Below are 25,787 nucleotides of genomic sequence, written 5' to 3'. Positions count from 1 at the left end.
GTACCGTCAGATTCATGGCTCAGGGTCAGAGTACTCGCACCGGCCGTAAAGTCGCCGTCCTCGGAGTCGCGCTGTCCGACTGCGGCCGGGTCGACGACGCCACCCCCTACACGCTCCACGCGCAGGCCGCCCGCCGCGCCCTCGCCGACAGCGGACTGCCGCGCTCGGCGATCGACGGCTTCGCCTCGGCCGGGCTGGGCACCCTCGCGCCGGTCGAGGTCGCCGAGTACCTGGGGCTGCGGCCGCGCTGGGTCGACTCGACCTCCGTCGGCGGCGCGACCTGGGAGGTCATGGCCGCGCACGCCGCCGACGCGATCGCCGCCGCCCACGCCGACGTCGTACTCCTCGTCTACGGTTCGACCGCCCGCGCCGACCTCAAGGCGGGGCGCCGCACGGCCAATCTGTCCTTCGGGGCGCGCGGCCCCCTGCAGTTCGAGGCCCCGTACGGGCACACCCTGATCGCCAAGTACGCGATGGCCGCCCGCCGCCACATGCACCAGTACGGCACCACCGCCGAACAGCTGGCCACCGTCGCCGTCCGGGCCCGCGCGAACGCGGCCCGCAATCCCGACGCCATGTACCGCGCCCCGATCACCGTCGACGACGTCCTGTCCGGGCCGGTGATCGCCGACCCGTTCACCAAGCTGCACTGCTGCATCCGCTCCGACGGCGGATGCGCGGTGCTCCTGGCCGCCGAGGAGTACGCGCGGGACGCGGCACGGCCGCCGGTGTGGGTGCTCGGCTCCGGCACCGCCGTCTCGCACGCCACGATGTCGGAGTGGGACGACTTCACGGTCTCCCCCGCCGCGGTCTCCGGACGGCTGGCCTTCTCCCGCGCGGGCGTCACCCCGGCCGAGATCGACCTCGCGGAGATCTACGACGCCTTCACCTACATGACCCTGGTGACCCTGGAGGACCTGGGCTTCTGCGCCAAGGGCGAGGGCGGCCCGTTCGTCGCCGGGTCCCCGCTGCCGGTCAACACCGACGGCGGCGGGCTGTCGGCCTGCCACCCGGGCATGCGGGGGCTGTTCCTGCTGGTCGAGGCCGTGCGGCAGTTGCGGGGGGAGGCGGGCGAGCGGCAGGTGCGCAAGCCGGGCGGGGCGCTGCCGGGGCTGGCCGTCGCCTCGGGAACGGGTGGCTGGTTCTGCTCCTCGGGAACGGTGGTGCTGGGGCGGGACTGAGTGTCCCGCCCCGGCACGCCGGACCCCGGCGCGGGCCCTGCGCCGTCAGCCTGTGACGGCGACCGGGGCGTCCCAGTCGCTGCGGTCCACGGTGATCGTGTAACCGCCGCGGGACTCCTTGCTGTTGACCATGTACTGGTGGCCGCGGCGGTGCCCGGTCCACAGGGTGGAGGCGAACGGCCAGTCCGTGGTCGTGGTCTTGTGCTGGTCCCACAGGGCGTACCAGAGGATGTCCGGCAGGTCGGTGCGGTTCGTCGCCGTGGCGACGGCCTTCGCGCTGGAGCTGCGGAAACCGTAGAAGCCGGCCCAGTACCCCTTGGCGTGCACGGCCTTGTCCCAGGCGCGGATGTACGTCAGCACCGCGTTGTTGCACGAGGTGTCGGTGATGTCGTACGACTCCATGTCGAGGTAGACCGGGCTGCCGGCCTTCATGCCCAGCGCCGACGCCTTGGCGACCGCGTCCGCGCCGTCCGTGGCGCCGAGCGAGGCCGCGGTGGAGGCGGTCAGCTTCTCCGGGTTGCGGCTGGTCTGGCAGGGCGGCTGAGCGCCGACGTACAGCGGGATCAGCTTCCAGCCGGTGGCGCTGACGGACTTCACCCAGGACGCGGTGAGGTTCGGCTGGGCGCAGCCGCGGTTCTTGCCGCCGACGTACACGGCGGCCGCGCCGTAGAAGCCGGTGTGCCACCCCTTCATCGCCGCGGCGGAGGGCGCCGCGCAGGTGTCGAAGGCCCGCCCGGTGTACACCTTCGGGGCGGGACGCGACACCGTGGTCGCCATCGAGGCCTCCGCGGCGACGCCCCCGCCGACCAGGACCGCGGCAGCCGCCACCGCCCAGGCGATGTAGCGGCGCTTCTTCGACATCCGGTGACCGGACATCCCCACCCCATTCATGACACGGGACGCACCGCACGGGGCACGCCGGGCAAGTCTGCTGAGGCCCCTGGCACGGCGCGCGTACAGCGCGTGCCGCGGCATGTGCCGCACAGGTGCGACGACGCGGGCGGCGCGCGGATCACCGGTGTGCGGGTCCACGGCGCGCGAGGGGCGGAACGCACCCTAGCCAACCCACCCACCATGATCGGGAAAGCCGATGTCCCCATCACCACAAGATTCCCCCAAGGCACGGCAAATCCCCGTGTCGGAGAACCCGGGAACTCAGGGAGCCGGGGTCGCCGGACGCGGGTCGGTCGCGAGGCGGCTGTGCAGGTGGACGTCCCGGAGCGCGCCGGACACGTCGACCACCGCCTCGCGCAGGACCCCTTCCAGGACGTATCCGCAGCGCCGCGCGACGCCGCAGGAGGGCTCGTTGCCGACGGCGTGACCGAGCTCCAGCCGGTGCAGCCCCAGATCGCAGAAGGCCCACCGGGTCACCGCCTCCAGGGCGCGCGAAGCGACGCCGCGGCCCCGGGCCTCGGGGAGCATCCAGTAGCTGACACGGGCGCCGCGCATGGCCCGGTCGATCATCCCGATCCCCGCCTGGCCGAGCACCACCCCGGCCTCGGTGACGGCGAACGACGCGAGGTCACCCGCCGTCCAGCCGTCGCGCCGCCGGTGCAGGAACGCCCGCGCGCCGGCCTCGTCGGGCTCGGGGGCGTGCGCGGTGTTCCAGCGGCGGAAGTCCGGGTCGCCGAGGCCGCGCAGGGCCGCGTCGAGATCGCCGGGCGAGTCCTCCCACGGCCTGAGCAGCAGTCCGTACGCTTCCAAGTCCACCGGCTTCAGCACGCCCCTATTCAAGCAAAGGCGGACGTCGGGGCCGGACGGAAGACGGGGATCGCCAGAGCGCCGTCCGGGCCGGCGGGACGGAAGCAGACGCGCAGGTCCATGCCGACGCGCAGCGCGTGGTGGGCGCAGCCGACGATCTCCGTCATCATGCGGGGTCCTTCGTCGAGGTCGACGACGGCGGCGACGTAGGGGACGCGTCCGGCGAAGGGCGGCAGGTCGTTGCTGTGCACCACGGACCAGGTGTAGAGGGTGGCGTGGCCGCGGGTCTCCTCCCAGACGGCCTCCTCGCTCCAGCAGTACGGGCAGAACTCCCGCGGGTAGTGATGGGCGGCGCCGCAACCCGCGGCGAGGCAGCGGCGGATGAGCAGCCGACCCTCGGCGGCGGCCCGCCAGTAGGGGCGGGTGAAGGCGTCGGTCTCGGGCAGGCCGGTCACAGGAAGAGCCCCCAGAGGCTGTCCAGGGACCAGGTCTGCCAGCCCATGGCGAAGAGGAGGACGACGGAGACGAGGATCATCATGGCGTTCTGCCCCTGTTCCGCCCAGTCGTGGATCATGAGGACGAGGTAGAGCAGGTTGAGGACGATGCCGCCGGCCAGGGCGACGGGTGTCAGCAGGCCGGCGGTGAGGCCGAGTCCGAGGGCGAGTTCGGCGTAGACGACGACATGGGCCATCACCTTGGGGCGGGGCGCGACGACGGCGGCGAACCCGCCCTGGACGAAGGTCCAGCGGTGCCTGGACGCGACGTCGGCCGCCCAGGCGATGCCGGTACCCCGCTCGAACCAGCCCTTCTTGTCCTTGTGCCGCCAGCTCTCCAGCCACCACAGCCCGAGGCCGATGCGCAGGACGGCGAGCCATTCGGCGCCGGTCAGCCAGATCGTCTGCATCGCGTGCCTCCCCGGGACAAAAAACTGACGCTACGTCAGTTGACCGGATGCGGACACACCTTCGCAAGGTGCCGGGGCAAAAGCGCGCTACCTTCCGGAGTGACCCTCACCCTGCAGGCACGGGAGCACGACATGACCGACATCTCCGCATCCGCTGTCACCTCCATACCGAACACGGCCGCACCGGACGCCATCGTCGTCGGCGCGGGACCAGGCGGTCTCGCGGTCGCGGCCTCGCTGCGGCATCGGGGCGTGCGCACGCTGGTCGTCGAGCGGTCGGACGCCGTGGGCGCCTCCTGGCGGGGTCATTACGACCGCCTGCGGCTGCACACCACCAGACGCCTGTCCGCGCTTCCGGGCCTCGGGATCCCCCGGGCGTACGGCCGCTGGGTGGGCCGCGACGACGTGGTCCGCTACCTGGAGCAGTACGCCGAGTTCCACGAACTGGACGTCACCACCGGGATAGAGGTGGAGCGGATCGAGCCCGCCGAGGACCCCGCGACGGGCTGGGTGCTGCCGGCCACCGGCGGGCGCATGCTGACCGCGCGCAGCGTCGTCGTCGCCACCGGCTACAACCACTCCCCGCACCTGCCGTCCTGGCCGGGGCTCGACACCTTCGACGGCGAGTTGCTGCACGCCTCGCACTACCGCAACGGGCAGCCCTACGCGGGCCGCGACGTCCTGGTCGTCGGCGTGGGCAACACCGGCGCGGAGATCGCCGTCGACCTCGCCGAAGCCGGCGCCGCCCGCGTCCGGCTGGCGGTCCGGACGCCCCCGCACATCATGCGGCGCTCCACCGCCGGGTGGCCCGCGCAACGCACCGGGATCATGGTCCGCCGCCTTCCGACGAAGCTCGTCGACAAGATCGCGCCATATGTGGAGCGGATCTCCGTGCCCGATCTGTCGGAATACGGACTGCCCCGCCCGGACAACGGCCTGTACTCGCGGGTGCGGGAGGGCTCCATCCCCGTGCAGGACGTCGGCATCATCGATGCCGTGCGGTCGGGGAAGGTCGAGCCCGTGGCCGCCGTCGAGGGCTTCGACGGCCGCGAGGTGCTGCTCGCCGACGGAAGCCGCGTCACCGCCGACGCGGTGATCGCCGCCACCGGCTACCGGCGCGGCCTGGAGCCGCTCGTCGGTCATCTCGGCGTCCTGGACGGCCGCGGCCGCCCCGTCTCGCACGGCGGCCGCAGCCCGAAGAACGCGCCGGGTCTGTACTTCACCGGTTTCACCAATCCCATCAGCGGCATGTTCCGTGAAATGGCCATCGATGCGCGCCGGATCGCCAAAGCGGTGGCGCGGCGGTAGCGAGCGCGCCGCGGCGGGTATCGAGGGGGTACGGACGAGCACGCGACACCCCGCACAGCGCCTCCGTACCACCCTTGAGCACCCCTCGCGCCGCTTCCGCGCCACCCCGGTCCGGCGGACCGGCCGGCCCTCTCCCCCTCAGCCGGCCGGCCCGCCTTCCCGCGGGGCGCACAGGTTTCTCGCGTCCTCCCCGTTCCTGACGGTTCATCAGTTCAGTAACCTGACAGTGCGTCAGTTCTCCGGACCTTCGAGCGGGACGGGCGAGGCCCATGCTTGGATCGACCTACAGCACGCGCGGCACCGACCCCGCGGCGGACGCCGGCGGCCGGGGCCGCCGCACGGACGACGTGGACGTCAGCGGCCGCCCGCTGCACGCCTGCGTGCCCGACCTCGACCGCTTCTTCCGGCCCGAATCCATGGCCGTTGTCGGCGCCTCGGACACCGAGGGCCGCCCGAACACCGGCATCACCCGGCAGCTCATCGCCTGGTCCGAGCGGGTCGGCGCACGGCTCCATCCCGTCAATCCCGGCCGTGACTCCGTGTTCGGCCTGCCCTGCCACGCCTCGGTCGCCGAGCTTCCCGAGACGGTCGATCTCGCCGTCCTGCTCGTCGCCGACCCCCTTCCCGTCCTCGAGCAGCTCACCGAGACAAAGGTGCGGTTCGCGGTCGCCTTCGCCTCCGGCTTCGCCGAGACGGGGGAGGCGGGCGCCGCCGCCCAGGAGCGTCTCGCCCGGGCCGTCGCGGGCAGCGGGCTGCGGCTGCTGGGGCCGAACACCAACCTCAACGCCTTCCAGTCCTTCCGCGAGGACCTCCCCGGTCCGGCGATCGCCCTGATCACCCAGTCCGGCCACCAGGGCCGCCCGGTCTACGCCCTGCAGGAACTGGGCATCCGGCTCAGCCACTGGGCGCCGACCGGCAACGAGGCCGACCTGGAGACCGCCGACTTCCTCTCGTACTTCGCCGAGCGGCCGGAGGTCGGCGCGATCGCGGTCTATGCAGAAGGGCTCAAGGACGGCCGCTCGTTCGCGCTCGCCGCCGACCGAGCGGCCCGCAACAAGGTGCCGGTCGTCATGGTCAAGGTGGGCCGGACCGAGACCGGCACCCGCGCCGCCGCCACCCACACCGGCAAGCTCACCGGGTCCGACGCCGTCGCCGACGCCGCCTTCCGCCAGTTCGGCGTGATCCGCGTCGACGCGCTGGACGAGCTCCAGGACACCGCGGCGCTGCTGGCAAGAGCGAGGCCGCCGGCCGCCGAGGGCGTCGTCGTCTACTCCATCTCCGGCGGCACCGGGGCCCACTTCGCGGACCTGGCGACCGCCGCCGGACTGCCGCTGCCCACCCTCCCCGAGGCCAGGCAGGCCGAACTCCACCAGTGGATACCGGAGTACCTGAACGTCTCCAACCCCGTGGACAACGGGGGTCACCCCGTCGGCGACTGGCGCGGCCGGAAGATCATCGACGCGATCCTCGCCGACCCCGCGGTCGGCGTTCTCATCTGCCCGATCACCGGCCCCTTCCCGCCGATGAGCGACCGGCTCGCCCGGGACCTCGCCGAGGCGGCCGAGGCCACCGACAAGCTGGTGTGCGTGATCTGGGGCTCCCCCGTCGGCACCGAGGACGCCTACCGGACCACGCTGCTCGGCTCCTCGCGGGTCGCCACCTTCCGCACCTTCGGCAACTGCGTCACCGCCGTCCGAGCCTGGCTCGACCACCACCGCTTCACCGCCGGCTACCGCTCCCCCTTCGACGACGCCCCGCGCACGCCCTCCTCCTCCGCGCGCAAGGCGCGCGCACTGCTGCACCCGGGCCGCCAGTTGAGCGAGCACGCGGCGAAGCAGCTGCTGCGGGCGTACGGCATCCGCGTGCCGCGCGAGCAACTGGTCACCAGCGCCGCCGGCGCCGTCCGGGCAGCCGCGCTGGTCGGCTACCCCGTCGTCATGAAGGCCTCCGCCGACCGTCTCGCGCACAAGACCGAGCTGGGCCTGGTCAAGATCGGCCTGACCTCCGCCAGCCAGGTCCGCGACGCCTATCGCGAACTCGCCGACATCGCCCGTTACGAGGGCCTGGAACTCGACGGCGTCCTGGTCTGCCAGATGGTTGAGCACGGTGTGGAGATGGTGGTCGGCATGAGCCACGACCCGCTCTTCGGCCCCACCGTCACCGCCGGGATCGGCGGCGTCCTCGTCGAGGTCCTGCAGGACTCGGCCGTCCGCGTACCGCCGTTCGGCGCCGAGACCGCGCGGGACATGCTGCGGCAACTGCGCGGCTCCCGCCTGCTCGACGGTGTGCGCGGCGCGCCGCCCGCCGACACGGACGCGCTCGTCGACGTCATCCTCCGCGTACAGCGCATGGCCCTGGAACTCGGCGACGGGCTCACCGAACTCGACATCAACCCGCTGATGGTGCTGCCGCGCGGGCAGGGCGCCTGCGCCCTCGACGCGCTGGCGGTGTGCCGTTAGGAGTGCACGCATGACTGACTCCCCCCGTGGAGTGGTTACGGAACGTGACGATTCCGTGGATTCCGTTGTACTCCACGTCACCGACAACGGGCTCTCGTGGCTCACCCTCAACCGCCCCCAAGCGATGAACGCCATCACCCATGACCTGCGGGAACGCCTCATCCAAAAATTTCTGGAGGCCTCCGCCGACCCGGCCGTCCGGGCCGTCGTCCTGACCGGTGCCGGCCGGCGGGCCTTCTGCGCGGGGGCCGATCTGCGCGGCGGCCCGGTCGCCGCGGACCGGATCCCCGGCGATGTCGCACGCATGATCCGGACCGGCGCCCAGCGCCTGATCGCCGCCGTCCTCGACTGCGAGAAGCCCGTGATCGCCGCGGTCAACGGCACCGCCGCCGGGCTCGGGGCCCACCTCGCCCTCGCCTGCGACCTCGTCGTGGCCGCCGACACCGCGAAGTTCACCGAGGTCTTCGTCCGCCGCGGGCTCGTCCCCGACGGCGGGGGGGCCTACCTCCTCCCCCGCCTGATCGGGCCGCACCGCGCCAAGGAACTCCTCTTCCTCGGCGACGACCTGCCCGCACCCGCCGCCGAACGCCTCGGCCTGGTCAACCGCGTCGTCCCGGCCGACGACCTCGGCAAGGCCGCCCGCGCCCTGGCCGAACGCCTCGCCGCCGGGCCCACCCGCGCCCTCGCCCTGACCAAGCAGCTCGTCAACGCGGCACTGGACTGCGACCGCGCGACGGCCTTCGCCGCGGAAGCGGCAGCGCAGGAGCAGAACATGACCACCGCCGACGCCCAGGAGGGACTGCGCGCCTTCCTCGAACGCCGCCCACCGGACTTCCGGGGGCGGTGACACCACGAGGTCTCACTCGGCGGATGCCCCGGCCCCGGGCGGCGGCCGGTACTCCTCCAGCAGTCCGGTGCCGTACGCCGGCAGACCGCCCACGAAGACGACCCCGACCACCGCGATCGTCACGACGGAGATCTGGAACGCGACGTGCCGCTGACGCGCCCACCCGGTCCTGCCCTCCGGATCCCGGCGACCCCGTCCGCCCTCTCCACGGCCCTTCACTTCTGACGGGTCGTCAGCTTCAATGGGCGGTGTGATGGGACAAGCAGGCATGGCGGTCGCCGTCGTCCGCTACCTCCGGTCGGCCGGGGCGGTGACGACGGCCGGGCGGGTGGACCCACTGCCGCCGCCCGAACTTCGGGCCGTGCGGCCGGACGAGCGCGCTCCGGTCGATCAGGCCGAATTCCGCAAGGTGCTGGGAAACTTCGCCAGCGGCGTGACGGTGATCGCGGCGCCCGGGGACGGCGCGGAGGGCGGGCCCGCCGGGTTCGCCTGCCAGTCGTTCGCGTCGCTGTCGCTCGATCCGCCGCTGGTCGTGTTCATGGTGGCCCGCACGTCCACCAGCTGGCCGCGCATCGCGCGGGCCGGGGTGTTCTGCGTGAACGTCCTCGGCACGGGCCAGCAGGAGCTGTGCCGCTCCTTCGCCGTGAGCGGAGGGGACAAGTTCGCGCGCGTGGAGTGGGATCCGGCGCCGGTCACGGGATCACCCAGGCTGCGCGGTGTGCCCGCGTGGATCGACTGCGCGATCCACGCGGTGCACACCGGCGGCGACCACCTGGTGGTCGTCGGGCGGGTCCAGGACCTGGGCTGCGCGGAGGAGGGCGGCGATCCGCTGCTCTTCCACCGAGGCCGGTTCGGGCATCTGGCGCCCTGACGCCGGACGCCGTTCCCGGCCGGCCGGCTACGCCGCGAGGGGGAGCGTCCCGGCTGTCGGAGTCGCCTGCCGCCGGATCGCCAGCGCCATGAGCGCCGCCACCGCGCACAGCGCCCCGGAGGCGTACCAGACCAGGTTGTACGAGCCGAAGGCGTCGCGGGCCGCACCGCCGAGGAAGGCCACCAGGGCCGCGCCCACCTGGTGGGAGGCGAGCACCCAGCCGAAGACGATGGCGCTGTCGGCGCCGTAGAACTCACGGCACAGGGCGATGGTCGGCGGCACCGTGGCGACCCAGTCCAGGCCGTAGAAGACGATGAACAGCACCATGGGCGGGTGGACGGCGTCGCCCAGGAGCACCGGCAGGAACACCAGTGACAGTCCGCGCAGTCCGTAGTAGACGGCCAGCAGCCGCCGCGGGCTGAAGCGGTCGGTGAACCAGCCGGAGGCGACAGTGCCCGCGATGTCGAACACACCGATCACGGCGAGCAGGGACGCGGCGGCCGTCACCGGCATCCCGTGGTCGTGAGCCGCGGGCACGAAGTGTGTCTTGACCAGGCCGTTCGTCGACGCGCCGCAGATCGCGAACGTCCCCGCCAGCAGCCAGAAGCGGCCGCCGCGGGCGGCGTTGAGCAGGGCCTTGAGCGCTCTCGCCGCCGCCCCCGTCACCGGCGGGGGCTTGGGCACGAACTCCTCGGCGCCGTACGGGGCCAGGCCCACGTCGGCCGGGTGGTCCCGCAGCAGCAGGTAGACCAGGGGCGCGACGACGAGCGCGGCGCCCGCGACGGTGAGCGCCGCGGCGCGCCAGCCCGCGTGCTCGATGACGACGGAGAGCAGGGGCAGGAAGATCAGCTGTCCCGCCGCGCCGGCCGCCGTCAGGATGCCCGTGACCAGGCCGCGCCGGTGCTCGAACCAGCGGTTGGTGACGGTGGTCGCGAATGCCAGGGCCATGGAGCCGCTGCCCAACCCGACGAGCACGCCCCACAGGAGCACGAGCTGCCAGCTCGCGGTCATGAAGACGGTCAGGCCGGCTCCGGTCGCGATGGTGAGGAGCGCGGCCGCCACGACCCGGCGGATGCCGAAGCGGTCCATGAGCGCGGCGGCGAACGGCGCGGTCAGCCCGTAGAGCGCGAGATTGACCGAGACGGCCAGGCCGATCATGCCCCGTGACCAGCCGAACTCGCTGTTCAGCGGCTCGATCAGCAGTCCGGGCAGGGACGCGAAGCCGGCGGCGCCGATGAGCGTGACGAAGGCGGCGGCGGCCACGGACCACGCGCGGTGGATCCGGGGCCTGCGGGACGGCCAGGAAAGGGCGGGGCCCCTGTCCTCGAGGGGCTGCACGGGAAGCTCGGGAGTCTGCGTCACCAGGTCAGCATCCGGCATCGGTATGCGCGGAAACGAGTGGCCGGATGGTCATGTTGTGCAAGGATCGGGCCATGGCCGAATCCATGGAGACGCCTTCACGGACCGCCCATCCCGGCAAGCCCGTTCGCCACCGGGTCGCCGTCCTGGTGCAGCACGGTGTGATCCCCTTCGAAGTGGGCATCCCGCACCGCATCTTCGGCGGCGCGAGGGACTCCGAAGGGGTCGATCTGTACGAGGTGGTGACGTGCTCCCCCCACGGTCCGGGGCCGGTACGCGCCGATGCCGACTTCGAGATCAACGTCGCCCACGGCCCCGAGGCGCTGGAGACGGCCGACACCGTCATCGTCCCCGCCGCCCACGAGCGCAGCAGCGCGCACGCCGAGGGCCGGCTGCCGGACGAGCTGACGGCCGCGTTCGCGCGCATCCGTCCCGAGACCAGGCTGGTCTCCATCTGCACCGGCTCGTACTTCCTCGCCGCGGCGGGCTACCTGGACGGGCTGCGCGCCACCACCCACTGGTCGAGCACCGACCACTTCCAGAGGCTCTTCCCCCAGGTGAAGGTCGAGCCCGACGTCCTGTACGTCGACAACGGCAACATCCTCACCTCCGCGGGCGTCGCCTCCGGCATCGACCTGTGCCTGCACCTCGTACGCCGCGACCACGGCACCGCCGTCGCCAACGCCAGCGCCCGCCGTACGGTCGTGCCGCCGTACCGGGAGGGCGGCCAGGCCCAGTACATCCAGCGGCCCGTCCCCCAGCCGCTGCAGGCCACCACGGCCGCGGCGCGCTCCTGGGCGCTGGACCGGCTCGACCAGCCGCTGACGCTGCGCGAACTGGCCGAGCGGGAGGCGATGAGCGTGCGCACCTTCACCCGCCGTTTCCGCGAGGAGGTCGGCACCAGCCCCGGTCAGTGGCTGACGCAGCAGCGCGTCGAACGCGCCCGGAACCTCCTGGAGTCCAGCGACCTCTCGGTCGACCAGGTCGCCCGGGAGGCCGGGTTCGGCACGGCGGCCTCCATGCGGCAGCATCTGCAGACCGCGCTCGGCGTCTCGCCCACCGCCTACCGGCGTACTTTCCGGGCCACGACGGCGGTCTGATCCCGCTCAGAAGGTCAGCACACCCCGCGCCACGCGGCCGCCGCGGGCGTCCTCGGCCGCCTTGGCGAAGTCCTCCACCGGGTAGGTGCGGGTGACGAGTTCGTCCAGCAGGAGCCGGCCCTGCCGGTACAGGTCCGCGTAGAGGGCGATGTCGCGCTGCGGCCGGGAGGAGCCGTAGCGGCAGCCCAGGATGGACTTGTCGAGGTACATGGAGGAGACCAGGAACGACGCCTCGGCGTCGGCCGGCGGCACGCCGAGCAGGACGGCCTGACCGTGGCGGTCCAGGAGGTCGACGGCCTGGCGGATGAGCCCGGTGTGGCCGACGCACTCGAAGACGTGGTCGGCGCCGGTGGGCAGCAGCGCCCGTACCGCCTCGGCCGAGTCGACGAAGTCGGTGGCGCCGAACAACCTCGCAGGCTCCTCCTTCGCCGGATTGGTGTCGACGGCCACGATCCGGGAGGCGCCGGCGATGCGGGAGCCCTGCAGCACGTTCAGGCCGATGCCGCCGGTGCCGATGACGACGACCGTGTCGCCGAGGTCGACCCGGGCACGGTTGAGGGCGGCACCGACCCCGGTCAGGACCCCGCAGCCGATCAGCGCGGCGGAGGTGAGGGGGATGCCGGCGGGGATCGGGACCGCCTGGACGGCCTTGACGACGGTCAGTTCGGCGAAGGCCGAGTTGGATGCGAAGTTGAACAGCGGCTCGCCCTGACGGCTGAAGGGCCTGCCGGGACGGCCGATGGCCTTGCGGCACATCGTCGGGCGGCCGCGGTCGCAGTCCGGGCAGGTGCCGCAGTTGGCGAGGGTGGACAGGGCCACGTGGTCGCCGGGCGCGACGTGCGTGACCCCGGCGCCGGTGGCCTCGACGACGCCCGCTCCCTCGTGACCGAGGACGACGGGCACGGGGAAGGGGATGACCCCGTCGATGACGGACAGGTCGCTGTGGCAGAGCCCGGCCGCGCGGATGCGGACCAGCACCTCGCCGGGGCCCGGTGCCCGGACCTCCAGGTCGTCGACGACCGCGGGCTGCGTCCCGTCGAAGATGACGCCTCTCATCACCACACCACCGCCTGGAGTTCGCTGTAGGCGTGCAGTCCGAAGGAGCCGCCGTCCCGCCCGACCCCGCTGTGCTTGAAGCCCCCGAAGGGTGTCTCGGGATGGCGCTGCACGGTATTGATGCCGACGTTGCCGCTGCGCAGGCGGGCGGCCAGGGCCCAGGCGCGGGCGGTGTCGGCGGCGAAGACGTAGTCGTACAGGCCGTAGGGGGTGCCGTTGGCGATCTCGACGGCCTCGTCCTCGGTGTCGTACGGGAGGGCGGCGACGACGGGACCGAAGATCTCCTCCTGGGCCACCGTCATGTCCGGTGTGACGTCCGCGAGGAGCGTGGGGGCCACGTAGTAACCGGGCTTGAGGTCCGGGCGCGTGCCGCCGGTGATCACGCGGGCGCCCTGCTCGCGGGCGCCCGCGACGTACGCCTCGACGCGGTCGCGCTGGGCTGCGGTGATGAGCGGCCCGACGACCGTGGAGTTATCCACAGGGTCCCCGACCTTCAGGGAACGGGCGTACTGTTCAAGGGCGGTGATCACCTGCTCGTACTGACCGCGGGGGACGAGCACACGGGTCGGCGCCGTGCAGATCTGACCTGAATGGAATGCCCATGTTGAACCGACAGCAGATACCGCTGATCTGAGGACGCCGGGGCCGGCGTCCTCGAGGATGATCGCCGCACCCTTGCCGCCCAGTTCCATCAGGGTCCGCTTCATCGACGCGCCCGCGACGCGGGCGATCGCCTGCCCGACCGCCGTCGAGCCGGTGAAGCTGATCATGGCGACGCCGGGGTGCGCGACGAGTGCCTCGCCGGCCGCGGCGCCCGAGCCGGTGAGGACGTTGAACACCCCGTCGGGCAGTCCGGCCTCCCGCATGATCCCGCCGAGCAGCAGACAGGTCAGCGGGTCCTGGGGCGCGGGCTTGGCGACGACAGTGTTGCCCATGGCCAGGGCGGGGGCGACCTTGCCGGCCAGATTCACCAGGGGGAAGTTGTAGGAGGTGATGCAGGCGACGACGCCCACCGGACGCCGTACCGCCGCCGCGTTGACCAGCCCGCCGGGGGCGAGCGGCGAGGCCTTCACGGGCTGTGGTGCGAAGGGGATCGTGTCCGGTTCCAGCGCGCCCCGCGCGTAGCGCCGGAAGCGGTCCACCGCTGTAGGAATCTGCATGCTCGACGCGACACGGATCGTCGCTCCCGTCTCCTGCTGGAGCAGCGGTACGAGATCCACCGACCGCGAGGCGAGGACGTCCGCGATCCGCTCCAGGATCGCGGCGCGCCCCGCCGGGCTCGTACGGGACCAGCCCTCGTACGCCTCCCGGGCGGCGCGCACCGCGGCGTCCACGTCCGCCGGGCCCGCTTCGGGGGCGTGTCCGACGGTCTCCTCCGTGGCCGGATTGACAACTGGATAGTGTGCTCCGGCCGGTTCGTGCCACCGGCCGCCGATCCAATGGCCGTACGTCCCGTCGCTGTTCATCCGCGAGGCTCCTTCGGGAGGCCGAGCACCCGCTCGGCGATGATCGTGCGCTGGATCTCGTCCGAGCCGCCGTAGATGGTGTCGGCACGGCTGAAGAGGAACATCCGCTGGGTCTCGTCGAGTTCATAGGGCCGCTCCGGCTCCCACGGCGCGGGACCCGTGGCGGCGGGCGCGCCGCGGACGGCGACGGCCAGTTCGCCGAGCCGCTGGTGCCAGCCGCCCCACAGCAGCTTGGCGACGCTGGGGGCGGCCGGGTCGGCGGTGCCCAGAGTGCGCAGGGCGTTCCAGCGCATGGTGCGCAACTCGGCCCACTGACGCACCAGCTGGTCCCGGAGCACGGGGTCGGCGGCCGCCCCGGAGGCGACGGCCCGGTCGACGACCTGGTGCAGTTCGCGTTCGAAGCCGATCTGCTGCACGAGGGTGGACACCCCGCGCTCGAAACCCAGGAGGGACATCGCGACCTGCCAGCCGTTGCCCTCACCTCCGACGACGTGAGCGGCGTCGGCGCGGGCCCCGTCGAAGAAGACCTCGTTGAACTCGGCGGTCCCGGTGAGCTGGCGGATGGGGCGCACTTCGACCCGCCCGGCCTGGTCCATGGGGACGAGCAGGAAACTCAATCCGTGGTGACGGCGGGACGCCGGGTCGGTGCGGGCCAGGACGAAGCACCAGTCGGCGTCCTGCGCGAGGGAGGTCCAGATCTTCTGGCCGCTCACGCGGTAACAGGGGCCTTCGGCGTCGCGGTCCGCGGTGGCGGCGGTGCGGACACCGGCGAGGTCGGAGCCCGCTCCGGGCTCGCTGTAGCCCTGGCACCACAGTTCCTCGCCACGGGCGATCGCGGGCAGGAAGCGGTCCCGCTGGGCGGAGGTGCCGTGCGCCTCCAGAGTGGGCGCCAGCAGGTTCTCCCCGATGTGCCCGGAGCGGGTGGGCGCCTCGGCCCTGGCGTACTCCTCTCCCCAGGCGACCTGCTGGGGCAAGGCGGCGCGCCGGTTGCCGTAGTCGCCCCGCCATCCGAGGCCGATCCATCCGGCTGCGCCGAGCTCCCGTTCCCACTCCCTGCCGGGAGCGCGGTCCGGGTGTGCGGTCAGCCACGCCCGGGCCTCCGCGCGGAAGGCCTCCGTCTCCGGGCCGAAGGTGAAGTCCATGGTCCGCTCTCTCCTCGGTGCCGGGCCGTCACTGCCCTCGGGAGGCGGCCGCGGCGGCGCGCATGGCCTCGAGCTGGGCGAGCATCGGCATGGGGTCGGTGCCGACCGTGCCGGGCAGGGCGGCAGCGATGCGCTGCGGTGTCCAGCCCTCGCCGTCGGCGTAGGCGGCGCGCAGTTCACGGGGCTGGGCCCAGACCGCGATCTTGGGTCCGGCGACGGTGTAGACCTGCCCGGTGATGTCGCGGGCCTGGTCGCTGAGGAGGAAGACGACCATGGCCGCGACGTCCTCGGGCTCCCCGATCTCGGTCAGTTCCATGGGCACGCCGGCGGACATGCGGGTGCGTGCCACGGGGGCGACGCAGTTGGCGGTCACGCCGTAGCGGTGCAGTCCGAGTGCGGCGCTGCGCACCAGCGAGATGATGCCGCCCTTCGCCGCGGAGTAGTTGGCCTGGGAGACGCTGCCCTGGTGGTTGCCGCTGGTGAAGCCGATGAGGGTGCCGGAGCCCTGCCGGCGCATCACGGCGGAGGCGGCGCGGAAGACGGTGAAGGTGCCCTTCAGGTGGGTGGCGAGCACGGGGTCCCACTCGTCCTCGGTCATGTTGAAGAGCATGCGTTCGCGCAGGATCCCGGCGACGCAGGCGACACCGTCGACCCGGCCGTAGGTCTCCACGGCGGTGGTGACGATCCGTTCGCCGCCCGCCATGGCCGAGACGTCGTCGGCCACCGCGACGGCCTCGCCGCCGGCCGCCCCGATCTCCTTCACCACGGCTGCCGCGACCTCGCTGGTCGGCTCGCTGCCGTCGACCGCGACACCGAAGTCGTTGACGACGACCCTGGCGCCCTCGGCAGCGCACGCGAGGGCGACGGCCCGCCCGATGCCGCGCCCGGCTCCGGTGACCGCGACGACCTTTCCGCTCAGGAAGTTGCCCACGTCCGGTCCCGCCCCTTCTCAGAGTTTCTGACGGACCGTTAGATTTTAGGAGCACGTACGCACCCCAGCACAAGCCCTGAGACCGGGAGGCAGCGATGGCGTTCCCCGCCGAGTTCCACGACATCGCCAAGCGCGTCAACAACTGGGGCCGCTGGGGTGAGGACGACGAGACCGGCACACTCAACCTGATCACCGACGAGGTGGTCCGCGCGGCAGCCGGCGCCGTGCGCAGCGGGCGCCGCGTGCCGCTCGCACTGCCCCTGCAGCAGGACGGGGTGCAGACGGGCATGATCCCGGGCCGGGTCAACCCACTGCGCACCATGGTGATGCTCAACCACGAGATGTTCGGTCCCGGCACGGTCGCCACCAGCGACGACATCGTCACCATGGGCCTGCAGGCGGCGACCCACTGGGACGCCCTGACCCATGTCTCGCACTCGGGACGCATCTACAACGGCCGCCCCGCCGGGTCCATCACGGCCCACGGCGGCGCCACCTTCAGCGGCATCGAGAAGATCACGACACTGCTCTCCCGCGGTGTCCTGCTCGACGTCGCCCGCGCCCGTGGCGCCGACCGCCTGCCCGGCGACCACGCCGTCACCCCCGACGACCTGGACGTGGCCGAGCAACTGGCCCGCACCACCGTCCGCGCAGGCGACATCGTGCTGGTCCGCACCGGCCAGATGCGGGTGTATCTGGCGGGCGACAAGCACGCCTACGCCTTCCCGTCACCGGGGCTGTCGGTGCGCACTCCCGAGTGGTTCCACGCCCGTGATGTGGCCGCGGTCGCCAACGACACCCTGACCTTCGAGATCTTCCCGCCGGAGATCGACGATCTGTGGCTCCCCGTCCACGCCCTCGACCTGGTGGAGATGGGCATGCCGCAGGGCCAGAACTGGAATCTGGAGGCACTGTCCGAGGCCTGCGCCGAGGAGGGGCGGTACGAGTTCCTGCTGGACGCCACACCGCAGCCCTTCGTGGGCGGGGTCGGCAGCCCGGTGGCGCCGGTCGCGGTGCTGTGAGGACCGTCCCTGCGCTCAGAGGCTCACAGGCTCAGAAGGCGGGGCGGCCGATCAGCCCGCCCATGGACTGCGCCGGGACGATCGCGGGGCGCTCGCAGCGGTCGATCTCGCACCAGATCTGCTTGCCCGCGCCCTCGCGCTGCCAGCCCCAGCGGTCCGCGAGGCCGTCCACGAGTTCCAGCCCCCGGCCGCCGGTCTCGTCGTTGTCGGCGTGCCGCGGGCGCGGCGGCGCCTCGCTGGTGTCGGCCACCTCGACGCGGACGGTCTCCTGCTCACCGTTCTGCGCGGCGCCGGAGGAACGGAAGAGCATCCGCAGCACGGCGGGACAGCCGGTGTGCACGACGGCGTTGGTGACCAGTTCGGAGATGAGCAGGATGAGCGTCTCGGCGACCGGCTCGTCGGCTCCTATACCGGAGCCCGCGAGACGCGAGCGGGCCCACCGACGGGCCCGGCCCACCTCCGCGGGGTCGGGGCCGACCTCAAGCTGAACCTGGAGCACCTGCACCGCTCACACCATCCGAACCGGCGGACACATCGCCTCGCGCCTCGGCAGGGTCACCGTACGTGACCTCTTCACGACACAGCATGATTGCCCCGCGGTCACCGCAACAAGCGCTTCGGGCATATTCCAGCGCAAGGGGGTACGAGTGCTGCATACTGTGCGGGGCTCATTACGGGGCGAAATCGAACAGCCGGGTACAGGCAGATCGCCGAGCCCAGAGGCCCCGCCACTGCCACATCCGTTGCGTTTCGCCATCGCACGCACCCGATGGAGCGTACCCGAGGCAGCCGCCGACTCCACGGCGTGACGAGTCACACCTCGGACACAACCCGATATCGACACTCGGGGACTACTTATCCGTGACGAATGCGACATAACTCTCTAAACATCCCAAAGAGAGTCATTCATCAGACGCTCCGCCAGCGCCTCCTCACACTCCGCCACGGAACGGCCCCGGCTCCGCAGGACCCATGACCGCTTGATGTGGAGATGCACCTCCGCCTCCCAGGTGAAACCCATCCCGCCGAATATCTGCAGGCAGTCCCGGGCGTTGCGAACGGCCGCCTCGTCCGCCAGCACCCGCGCGGCCGCCGTCTCGGCGCGGTCGCCGGTCACCGCCGCGGCATAGAGCGCCGTGCGCGCCATCTCGGTCCTGACCAGCATGTCCGCGCACAGGTGCTTGACCGCCTGGAAGGACCCGATGGGCCGCCCGAACTGCTCCCTGGTCCCGGCGTACCGCACGGAGAGCTCCAGGGTGCGCGCCGCGCTGCCGGTCTGCTGTGCCGAGGTCAGCAGCTCACCCTCTGCTCCGCCGGCGACGGGCTCACCTCCGGCCACCCGGTGCAGCGGGGTGAACGGATCCACCGAGCGGACCGGCTCGGCCTTGTCGTACGAACCCAGCACGTGGTCGGACTCCGCCAGCCACTCGGCCAGCTCGCCGTCCACCGCGGTGACGACCGTCGTGCCGTCGGCGGCCCCCGGCACGCGACCGGCCGCCAGGTGCGTCGTCACCAGCGGCCCCGGCAGCAGTGCCCGCCCGGCCTCCTCGAAGACGAGCACCGCCTCCGGCAGCCCCAGCCCGAGCCCGCCCCGCCCCTCCGGCAGACGCAGTGCGAAGAACCCGGCCTCCCCCAGCGCCCGCCACACAGCCCGGTCCAGAGCCACCGGGGTCCCGGCGGCCGCCCCGGCGGCGTCCTCCCGCAGACGGCCGGACGGATAGACCCGCGCCAGCAGCCCACGGGTGCCGATGGCGAGCGCCCGCTGCTCCTCGGTGAGGCGGAAGTCCACGGCAGCTCACTCCCCCTTCGGCAGGCCGAGGATCCGCTCGGCGACGATGTTCCGCTGGATCTGCGACGTACCGGCCGCGATGGTGTACGAGAGCGAGGACAGCCGGTCCGCCGTCCACGGACTCTCCGCGTCCAGGGCCCCGGCAGGACCGAGGACCTCGGCGGCGGTGTCGTACAGCTCCTGGCGCGCGTGCGAGTAGCGCAGTTTGAGGACCGAGCCGCCGACGTCCGGGGAACCGGCGCTCACGTTCCACTGGATCAGCCGCCACAGGACCCCGAACTCCGCCGCCAGCCGGCCCAGCCGGCGCCGCAGCACCGGATCGTCCCAGGCCCCCGTTCCGCGGGCGGTCCGCGCCAGTTCGCGCAGGGTCCGCCGGCAGGCGACGACCTCTCCGGCGAAAGCGGTGCCGCGCTCGAAGGAGAGGGTGACCATCGTGACCCGCCACCCGTCGTTCTCCGCCCCGACCCGGTTGGCGACCGGCACACGCACCTCGTCCAGGAAGACCTCGGCGAACTCCGCCGTCCCGGCGAGGGTCCGCAGCGGCCGCACCGTGACGCCCGGTGCGTCCATCGGCATCGCGAGCCAGCTGATGCCCCGATGCCGGGGCACGCCGGGATCGGTGCGCACCAGCAGTTCGCACCAGTCGGCGACCTCGGCGTGCGAGGTCCAGATCTTCGACCCGGTCACCACATAGGCGTCGCCGTCGCGCACCGCGCGCGTCCGCAGCGCGGCCAGGTCCGAGCCCGCCCCGGGCTCACTGAACCCCTGGCACCACACCTCGTCCCCGCGCAGCACCGGGGGCAGCCACCGCTCGCGCTGCTCGGCCGTCCCCTCGGCGGCGATGGTGGGACCGGCGTGCAGCAGGCCGACGAAGTTCGCGCCGACGTAGGGGGCTCCGGCCTGCTCGGTCTCCTCCAGGAAGATCAGCCGCCGGGTCGGGTCGGCGTTCCAGTGGACATCGGCGTATCCCGCCTCGTGCAGGATCCGCTGCCAGCCGGTGTCGTACGCCCGCCGGGCGGGCCAGTCGGCGGGATCCGGCGCGGGCGGCAGCGTGGGCAGCACCCCGGCGAGCCACGCCCGCAACTCACCCCGGAACGCCTCCTCCGCCTCGGTGTACGTCAGGTCCACCGGTCCGGCTCCAGCCCCAGCATGCGAATGGCGTTGCCGCGCATGAGCTTGTACACCGTCTCGTCGTCGAGGCCCTTCACATGGTCGAGGGCGACCTCCCTGGTGTGCGGGAAGGTCGAGTCGACGTGCGGGTAGTCGGTCTCGAAGGTCGCGTTGTCACGGCCGACGACGTCGATCGAGGCGACACCGTGCTTGTCGCGGAAGAAGCAGCAGAAGATCTGCCGGTAGTAGTAGGTGGACGGCGGCTCGGGGATCAGGTCGCGCACGCCGCCCCACGCCCGGTGCTCCTCCCAGACGTCGTCGGCCCGCTCCAGGGCGTACGGGATCCAGCCCATCTGCCCCTCGCTGTAGGCGAGCTTGAGCCGGGGGTGGCGCACCAAGACGCCACTGAACAGGAAGTCCATCATCGAGGCCATCGCGTTGTTGAAGGAGAGCGAGGCCTGGACGGCGGGCGGCGCGTCCGGGGATGCGGCCGGCATCTGCGAGGACGAGCCGATGTGCATGTTCACCACCGTCCCGGTCTCCTCGCACACCGCGAAGAAGGGGTCCCAGTGGCCCGAGTGGATGCTGGGCAGCCCCAGGTGGGTCGGGATCTCGCTGAAGGTGACGGCCCGCACCCCGCGTGCCGCGTTGCGCCGGATCTCGGCGACGGCCAGGTCGATGTCCCACAGCGGGATCAGGCAGAGCGGGATCAGCCGGCCGCCGCTGTCCCCGCACCACTCCTCGACCATCCAGTCGTTGTAGGCGCGGACGCACGCGAGGGCGACCTCCTTGTCCTTGGCCTCGGCGAAGGTCTGGCCGCAGAACCGCGGGAAGGTGGGGAAGCAGAGCGAGCCCTCGACGTGGTTGAGGTCCATGTCGGCGAGCCGGGCCTTGGGGTCCCAGCAGCCACGCCGCATCTGATCGCGGGTGATGCCCTCCAGGGTCATCTCGTCCCGGTCGAAGCCGACGGCGGCGATGTTCCGCTTGTACGGGAACTTCAGGTCCTCGTAGATCCACCAGTCGGTCGGCGGCCCGTCCGGGTCCATCGTGATCTGGTACTTGCCGCCGATGTAGGCGAGCTCGCCGATCCCGGCGGTCAGCGGCTGGGGCCCGCGGTCCCGGTACTTCGCCGGCAGCCAGGTCTCGAAGAGATGTGCGGGTTCGATCACGTGGTCGTCGACGCTGATGATCCGGGGCAGTTGCATCGCTCTCCGCCCTTTCCTGAATCTGATGGACCGTCAGATTCACAGTACGCCCGCCACCCCGAACCGTCCATCGACGACGCGCGAAGCCTGGACCGCGCCCGGCCGGACGCCTACGCTCCGGGCGAGCGGACCTGACACGTCGTCAGTTCAATGGCTGGGAGGAGAAGAGATGCGAAGCCTGGGCGATTCGCCGACCCTCTGGGCGCTCATCGCGGGGCGGGCCGCCCTGACCCCCGGCGCTCCGGCCCTGCTCGACACCGACGACCGCCGGATCACCTTCGGGCAGCTGCGCGACCGCGCCGAGCGGGTGGCCGCCGGACTGCACGCCCGGGGCATCCGGCCCGGCACCTCGGTGGCCTGGCAGCTGCCGACCCGGATCGAGACGGTGATCCTGTCGGCCGCCCTCGCCCGGCTGGGCACCGTGCAGACCCCGATCATGCCCTTCTACCGCGACCACGAGGTCGGCCACATCCTGCGCCAGACCGGCCCCGCCCTCTTCGCCGTACCCGGCGAATGGCGCGGCTTCGACCACACGGCGATGGCGCGGCGCCTCGGCGCGGAACAGGTCCTGACCGCGTACGACTCCCTCCCGGACGGCGACCCGGACGCCCTCCCCGCCCCGCCCTCCGACGGCACGCGGGTCCGCTGGATCTACTGGACCTCGGGCACCACCTCCCAGCCGAAGGGCGTCCTGCACACCGACCGGAGCCTCATCGCCGGCGGCTCCTGCCTCGCCCGAGCCCTGGAACTCGGCCCGGACGACGTCGGCTCGATCGCCTTCCCGTACGCGCACATCGGCGGCCCCGACTACCTGGTCATGCTGCTCCTGTGCGGTTTCCCTGCCCTCCTGCTGGAGCACTTCTCGCTCCCGGAGTCCCTGGAGGCGTACCGCAGGCACGGGGTCACCATGGCGGGCGGCAGCACCGCCTTCTACTCCCTCTTCCTCGCCGAGCAGCGCAAGCAGCCCCCCGGCGACAGGATCATCCCGACCCTGCGGCTGCTCTCCGGCGGCGGCGCCCCCAAGCCGCCCGAGCTGTACCACGAGGTCGTCCGCGACCTCGGCTGCGCCCTCGCACACGGCTACGGCATGACCGAGGCCCCCATGATCACGATGGGCTCACCGCGCGACCCGGTCGACCGGCTCGCCACCACCGAGGGCCGCCCGCCCGCCGCCATGGAGATACGGATCGCCGAGGACGGTGAGGTCCGGCTGCGCGGCGAGGCCGTGTGCCAGGGCTACACCGACCCCGAGCTCACCAAGCAGGCCTTCGACGAGGACGGCTTCCTGCGTACCGGTGACGTCGGCAGGCTGACCCCGGACGGCTACCTGGTCCTCACCGGACGGCTCAAGGACATCATCATCCGTAAGGGTGAGAACGTCTCGGCCAAGGAGATCGAGGAACTGCTCTACACCCACCCCGGCGTCGCCGACGCCGCCGTGATCGGCCTGCCCGATCCCGAGCGCGGGGAACGCGTCTGCGCCGTCGTCGAGCAGCCGCCGGAGGCCGAAGCGCTCACCCTCGCCGAGGTAACCGCCTTCCTGCGCGGGGCGGGTCTGGCCGTCCACAAACTCCCCGAACAGCTCGAGGTCGTCGACGCGCTGCCCCGCAACGAGACCCTGCGCAAGGTCCTCAAGTACCAGCTCAGGGAGCGCTTTACGAAAGCGTGAGGCACGTCCGGCGCAAAGCCGCGTACCCTCCTCCGCAAGAGTTCCAGAGGGGAAGGGTCACGGTGGGCACACAGGACGGCCAGGACCGGGCGCGCGACGGCCTGGACGAAGGTCCCGGCAAGGGTCCGGACAGCGGCCCGCAGGACGGCCTGCCAGATCCCCCGGAGCTGCTCCGCCTCGGCGACGCGGCCCTCGACGCGGGCGAACTCATGGACGCCCGCGCCCACTTCGAGACCGCCGAGCGACTGCTGGCCGCGGATCCCGAGGCCCCTGCCGCCCGGCGCGCGGCGGCGCTGCGCGGCCGGGCCGTATCCCATCTGCTGGCGGGCGAGGTGCGGTACGCCTCCCACCTGCTGGAGGAGGGCATCGCCCGGCTCGAGCAGCAGACCGCCGCGGGGGACGGCCGGCCGGACCCCGACGCCCTGCTGATGCTGCACATCGCCGCCATCGGCCCCTACACCGACCTGGGTGCCTACACCCGGGCCGCCCACGCGGCGGAGCAGGCCCTCAACCTGGCTCCCGAGGCGGGCGACCCGGCCCTGGTCGCCCAGATGCACCGCAGCATCGCCCGCACCCTGATCGTCGCGGGACGCACCGACGAGGCCGAGGCGTCCCTGGCCAAGGCGCAGGAACTCTTCCAGCGCCTGGAATTGCACACGGACCTGGCCCACTGCCACTGGATGCGCGGCTACGTCCACTCCCAGGACGGCGGCGACCTGGAGCAGGCCGAGCGCGAGTTGCGCACCGCCCGCGACATGCTGTCCGCCGGCCGGTCCGTGCTCTTCACCGTGCAGGTGGAGGTGGAACTGGCGGACGTGCTGCGACGGCGCGGCAAGCCCGCAGAGGCCGAGGAGCTGCTGACCCGGCTGCTGGACGAACTGGGCCCGTGGCGTGGCGCCGTCCACGCGGGCGGCGCGCACCGGCTGCTGGGTCTGCTGGCGGAGGAGCGCGGCGACCCGGAGGCCGCGGAAGAGCACTACGTGTCCGCCCTCGCGCTGCTGGAGCGCGCGGGCGCCGCCGGCGACCTGGCGGACATCTGCCGGCTGCTGGGCGACCTGCTGCGCCGCTCCGGCCGGGTGGAGGCGGCGCTGGACGCCTACCGGACGGGTCTGGGCCACCGCGCGGCGATCGGCACCACGACGCTGGGCCCCGCGCCCGCCGACTCCTGACGGTCCTCGCGGTCACGTCCGGCCCCGCGCCCGGTCACCGGGCCGGGGCCCGCCGGGCGTGATCAGGAGGTGCGGACGGTGTTCACATAGCTCGTGCCGTTGCCGGCGAGCTCGTTCACGGCCTTCTGCACCTCCGGCAGGGACTGGGCCTTTTCGGCGTCGTGGTAGAACCAGTCGACCTTCATGTCCCAGGTGCGCTTCCCGGTGAACGGCAGGTCCACGAACCACGCGTTGAAGTTCACGGACATGTTCGCGGTCGGGTAGTACGTGCCCATGGTGCGGAAGAGCTCATGCCCGTCGAGGCTGTAGGTCACGACTCCGTTCGCGGCCGTGGTCACCAGGGTGTGCCACCCCTTGAGGCTGGACGTCGTGGCCCGGGTGACCCGGTCCCCGTCCTCGGCGCTGTGCCAGGTCGTCGTGTCGAGCCGCGGCCCCGGGGCGCCCCAGCCGCCGTTCGGCTGGTACTCGTTGTCGAGTTCGCTGTACCGGACCCGGTGGTGGGGCGAGATCATGTAGAAGCTCTCGTTGATGTGATCGCCGTTGCCGCCGCTCGTGGGCTCGTCCGTGAAATGGATCCGGGCGGCGTAGGTGCCGGTCAGGAACGTGGTGCCGAAGGTGTGCACCTCGGCCTGGCCGGTGCCCTGCTTCGTCCCGTCGGTGGCGGCCCTCAGCCGCAGGACCTGGCCGCCCAGGGCGTCCTTGTCCGAGGGGAAGCTGACGCCGTCCGCCGACCAGGTGTCCCGGATGCCGGGACCTCCCGTACTGGTGCGGACCAGCCAGCCGTGCGCGTGCAGCGCCGGGTCGTGGGGACCGCTGTAGTGGAAGTCGTCGAACACGATCCCGGCGGGAGGGGCGGTCCGCCCGCCGGAGGCGGGGGCGGGGCCGGAGGCGCTCCGGGCCGACGCCCCGGCGGCGCCCCTCGGCTCGTCGCCCCAGACGTGCCTGCCGCCCAGGTAACCGGTCACCAGCTTCGAGGCCTTGAACGTGTCGTGCGCGGCGCTGAACGACCGGTCGTCGCGCTGGTCCAGCTGCCCGCCGCCGGGGCGGTACAGCTGCAGCCCGATGGCTCCGCTCTTGGCCCCCGGTGCCAGCGTGCCCGCGGCGGTGGTGAAGGTGACCTCGAGGTAGTGGTCGGCGGTGGCGGTGGACTCGCGCATCGCCACGGTCCTCCCGGCGATGTTCGAGCACCCGACGGACGCCTGGACGCAGTTGAAGGTGTACGGAGAGCCGCCGTCCTGCGTGAAGTAGTACCGGATCGCCACGTCGTCCAGACGCACCCGCTTGCCGGAGGTGTTCACGACCTCCAGCCAGGGCCGTGCGGTGGCGGCGGTCGCCGCTGCCCCCGCCTTGTACCGGACGGTGAGCTCCGGGGGCGGCTGATGCGCGTCACGCCAATGGGGATAGAGCGCGGTACCGCCCGCGGCCACGGCGATCACCAGGAACATCAGCTTGACCGCCGACCAGGCGCGGCGTCGCGGACTCGGCCGGCGGCCGGGGT

Annotated in this window: 23 protein-coding genes; 9 read left to right on the top strand and 14 right to left on the bottom strand. The window is 72.4% G+C overall.

The window, feature by feature from the left end; all coding sequences use genetic code 11:
* Positions 1–14 precede the first annotated feature (14 nt).
* Positions 15–1,181, top strand: coding sequence for a thiolase C-terminal domain-containing protein (locus tag ACWDAS_RS05685; RefSeq protein ID WP_450387542.1), 1,167 nt, complete (start codon positions 15–17; stop codon positions 1,179–1,181).
* A gap of 45 nt (positions 1,182–1,226) precedes the next feature.
* Here the strand turns inward: ACWDAS_RS05685 and ACWDAS_RS05680 are convergent, their stop codons facing one another.
* From ACWDAS_RS05680 to ACWDAS_RS05665, 4 genes are all read right to left on the bottom strand, one after another.
* Entirely contained in the window at positions 1,227–2,057 is an 831-nt protein-coding gene (locus ACWDAS_RS05680) for a glycoside hydrolase domain-containing protein (protein ID WP_450387541.1), read from the bottom strand.
* A 279-nt stretch (positions 2,058–2,336) separates the two neighbouring features.
* Positions 2,337–2,903 carry a GNAT family N-acetyltransferase gene (locus tag ACWDAS_RS05675; RefSeq protein WP_450387540.1) on the bottom strand — a complete coding sequence of 189 codons (567 nt, stop codon included), beginning with the start codon at positions 2,901–2,903 and terminating at the stop codon, positions 2,337–2,339.
* Positions 2,904–2,911: 8 nt separating this feature from the next.
* Entirely contained in the window at positions 2,912–3,337 is a 426-nt protein-coding gene (locus ACWDAS_RS05670; protein WP_450387539.1) for a Zn-ribbon domain-containing OB-fold protein, read from the bottom strand.
* Positions 3,334–3,786, bottom strand: a complete 453-nt coding sequence (locus ACWDAS_RS05665) for a DoxX family protein (RefSeq protein WP_450387538.1) — start codon at positions 3,784–3,786, stop codon at positions 3,334–3,336. The genes ACWDAS_RS05670 and ACWDAS_RS05665 overlap by 4 nt, the downstream gene beginning before the upstream one ends.
* A 132-nt stretch (positions 3,787–3,918) precedes the next feature.
* On the opposite strand from ACWDAS_RS05665, the gene ACWDAS_RS05660 reads away from it, so the two are divergent.
* From ACWDAS_RS05660 to ACWDAS_RS05645, 4 genes are all read left to right on the top strand, one after another.
* Positions 3,919–5,094 (top strand): flavin-containing monooxygenase, encoded by a 1,176-nt coding sequence (locus ACWDAS_RS05660; RefSeq protein ID WP_450387537.1) that lies wholly within the window; start codon positions 3,919–3,921, stop codon positions 5,092–5,094.
* Between the two features lie 269 nt (positions 5,095–5,363).
* On the top strand, positions 5,364–7,553 hold the full coding sequence (locus ACWDAS_RS05655; RefSeq protein ID WP_450387536.1) for an acetate--CoA ligase family protein: 2,190 nt from the start codon (positions 5,364–5,366) through the stop codon (positions 7,551–7,553).
* A 10-nt stretch (positions 7,554–7,563) separates the two neighbouring features.
* Complete coding sequence (locus ACWDAS_RS05650) at positions 7,564–8,400, top strand: enoyl-CoA hydratase/isomerase family protein (protein ID WP_450387535.1); 837 nt, start codon at positions 7,564–7,566, stop codon at positions 8,398–8,400.
* Positions 8,401–8,653: 253 nt separating this feature from the next.
* The gene (locus ACWDAS_RS05645) at positions 8,654–9,271 is read left to right on the top strand and encodes a flavin reductase family protein (RefSeq protein WP_450387533.1); all 618 of its coding nucleotides are present in this window, start codon (positions 8,654–8,656) and stop codon (positions 9,269–9,271) included.
* A 27-nt stretch (positions 9,272–9,298) separates the two neighbouring features.
* Here ACWDAS_RS05645 and ACWDAS_RS05640 read toward each other — a convergent pair whose 3' ends face one another.
* Positions 9,299–10,633, bottom strand: coding sequence for an MFS transporter (locus ACWDAS_RS05640; RefSeq protein WP_450387532.1), 1,335 nt, complete (start codon positions 10,631–10,633; stop codon positions 9,299–9,301).
* 71 nt (positions 10,634–10,704) lie between these two features.
* On the opposite strand from ACWDAS_RS05640, the gene ACWDAS_RS05635 reads away from it, so the two are divergent.
* Complete coding sequence (locus ACWDAS_RS05635; protein ID WP_450387531.1) at positions 10,705–11,730, top strand: GlxA family transcriptional regulator; 1,026 nt, start codon at positions 10,705–10,707, stop codon at positions 11,728–11,730.
* 6 nt (positions 11,731–11,736) lie between these two features.
* Here the strand turns inward: ACWDAS_RS05635 and ACWDAS_RS05630 are convergent, their stop codons facing one another.
* Genes ACWDAS_RS05630 through ACWDAS_RS05615 form a run of 4 tightly spaced genes read right to left on the bottom strand, consistent with a single transcriptional unit; the run spans position 11,737 to position 16,325 of the window.
* A complete protein-coding gene (locus tag ACWDAS_RS05630) occupies positions 11,737–12,786 on the bottom strand; it encodes a Zn-dependent alcohol dehydrogenase (RefSeq protein WP_450387530.1) in 1,050 nt (349 codons plus the stop codon).
* Entirely contained in the window at positions 12,786–14,252 is a 1,467-nt protein-coding gene (locus tag ACWDAS_RS05625; protein WP_450387529.1) for an aldehyde dehydrogenase family protein, read from the bottom strand. Before ACWDAS_RS05625 ends, ACWDAS_RS05630 begins: the two co-directional genes overlap by 1 nt.
* Positions 14,249–15,394, bottom strand: coding sequence for an acyl-CoA dehydrogenase family protein (locus ACWDAS_RS05620; RefSeq protein ID WP_450387528.1), 1,146 nt, complete (start codon positions 15,392–15,394; stop codon positions 14,249–14,251). Before ACWDAS_RS05620 ends, ACWDAS_RS05625 begins: the two co-directional genes overlap by 4 nt.
* Positions 15,395–15,422: 28 nt before the next feature.
* Positions 15,423–16,325: an SDR family oxidoreductase gene (locus tag ACWDAS_RS05615; RefSeq protein ID WP_450387527.1), complete on the bottom strand. Its 903-nt coding sequence runs from the start codon at positions 16,323–16,325 to the stop codon at positions 15,423–15,425.
* A gap of 95 nt (positions 16,326–16,420) precedes the next feature.
* Between ACWDAS_RS05615 and ACWDAS_RS05610 the strand changes: the two genes are divergently transcribed.
* Positions 16,421–17,347 carry a cyclase family protein gene (locus ACWDAS_RS05610; protein WP_450387526.1) on the top strand — a complete coding sequence of 309 codons (927 nt, stop codon included), beginning with the start codon at positions 16,421–16,423 and terminating at the stop codon, positions 17,345–17,347.
* A gap of 31 nt (positions 17,348–17,378) precedes the next feature.
* On the opposite strand, the gene ACWDAS_RS05605 is transcribed toward ACWDAS_RS05610, so the two are convergent.
* From ACWDAS_RS05605 to ACWDAS_RS05590, 4 genes are all read right to left on the bottom strand, one after another.
* A complete protein-coding gene (locus ACWDAS_RS05605) occupies positions 17,379–17,852 on the bottom strand; it encodes an ATP-binding protein (RefSeq protein WP_450387525.1) in 474 nt (157 codons plus the stop codon).
* 378 nt (positions 17,853–18,230) lie between these two features.
* Complete coding sequence (locus ACWDAS_RS05600; protein WP_450387524.1) at positions 18,231–19,136, bottom strand: acyl-CoA dehydrogenase family protein; 906 nt, start codon at positions 19,134–19,136, stop codon at positions 18,231–18,233.
* A gap of 6 nt (positions 19,137–19,142) precedes the next feature.
* Positions 19,143–20,264: an acyl-CoA dehydrogenase family protein gene (locus ACWDAS_RS05595; protein ID WP_450387523.1), complete on the bottom strand. Its 1,122-nt coding sequence runs from the start codon at positions 20,262–20,264 to the stop codon at positions 19,143–19,145.
* Positions 20,255–21,451 carry an amidohydrolase family protein gene (locus ACWDAS_RS05590; RefSeq protein ID WP_450387522.1) on the bottom strand — a complete coding sequence of 399 codons (1,197 nt, stop codon included), beginning with the start codon at positions 21,449–21,451 and terminating at the stop codon, positions 20,255–20,257. The genes ACWDAS_RS05595 and ACWDAS_RS05590 overlap by 10 nt, the downstream gene beginning before the upstream one ends.
* A gap of 169 nt (positions 21,452–21,620) precedes the next feature.
* Between ACWDAS_RS05590 and ACWDAS_RS05585 the strand changes: the two genes are divergently transcribed.
* Both ACWDAS_RS05585 and ACWDAS_RS05580 read left to right on the top strand, forming a co-directional pair.
* Positions 21,621–23,120 carry a class I adenylate-forming enzyme family protein gene (locus ACWDAS_RS05585; protein ID WP_450387521.1) on the top strand — a complete coding sequence of 500 codons (1,500 nt, stop codon included), beginning with the start codon at positions 21,621–21,623 and terminating at the stop codon, positions 23,118–23,120.
* A 62-nt stretch (positions 23,121–23,182) separates the two neighbouring features.
* The gene (locus ACWDAS_RS05580) at positions 23,183–24,289 is read left to right on the top strand and encodes a tetratricopeptide repeat protein (protein WP_450387520.1); all 1,107 of its coding nucleotides are present in this window, start codon (positions 23,183–23,185) and stop codon (positions 24,287–24,289) included.
* Between the two features lie 62 nt (positions 24,290–24,351).
* On the opposite strand, the gene ACWDAS_RS05575 is transcribed toward ACWDAS_RS05580, so the two are convergent.
* Complete coding sequence (locus tag ACWDAS_RS05575) at positions 24,352–25,734, bottom strand: cellulose binding domain-containing protein (protein ID WP_450387519.1); 1,383 nt, start codon at positions 25,732–25,734, stop codon at positions 24,352–24,354.
* Positions 25,735–25,787: the final 53 nt, after the last annotated feature.

Source organism: Streptomyces sp. NPDC001070 (genome assembly GCF_053598835.1).
Note: the sequence above shows the minus strand (reverse complement) of the source record. Positions and strands in the feature narration are given on the sequence as shown.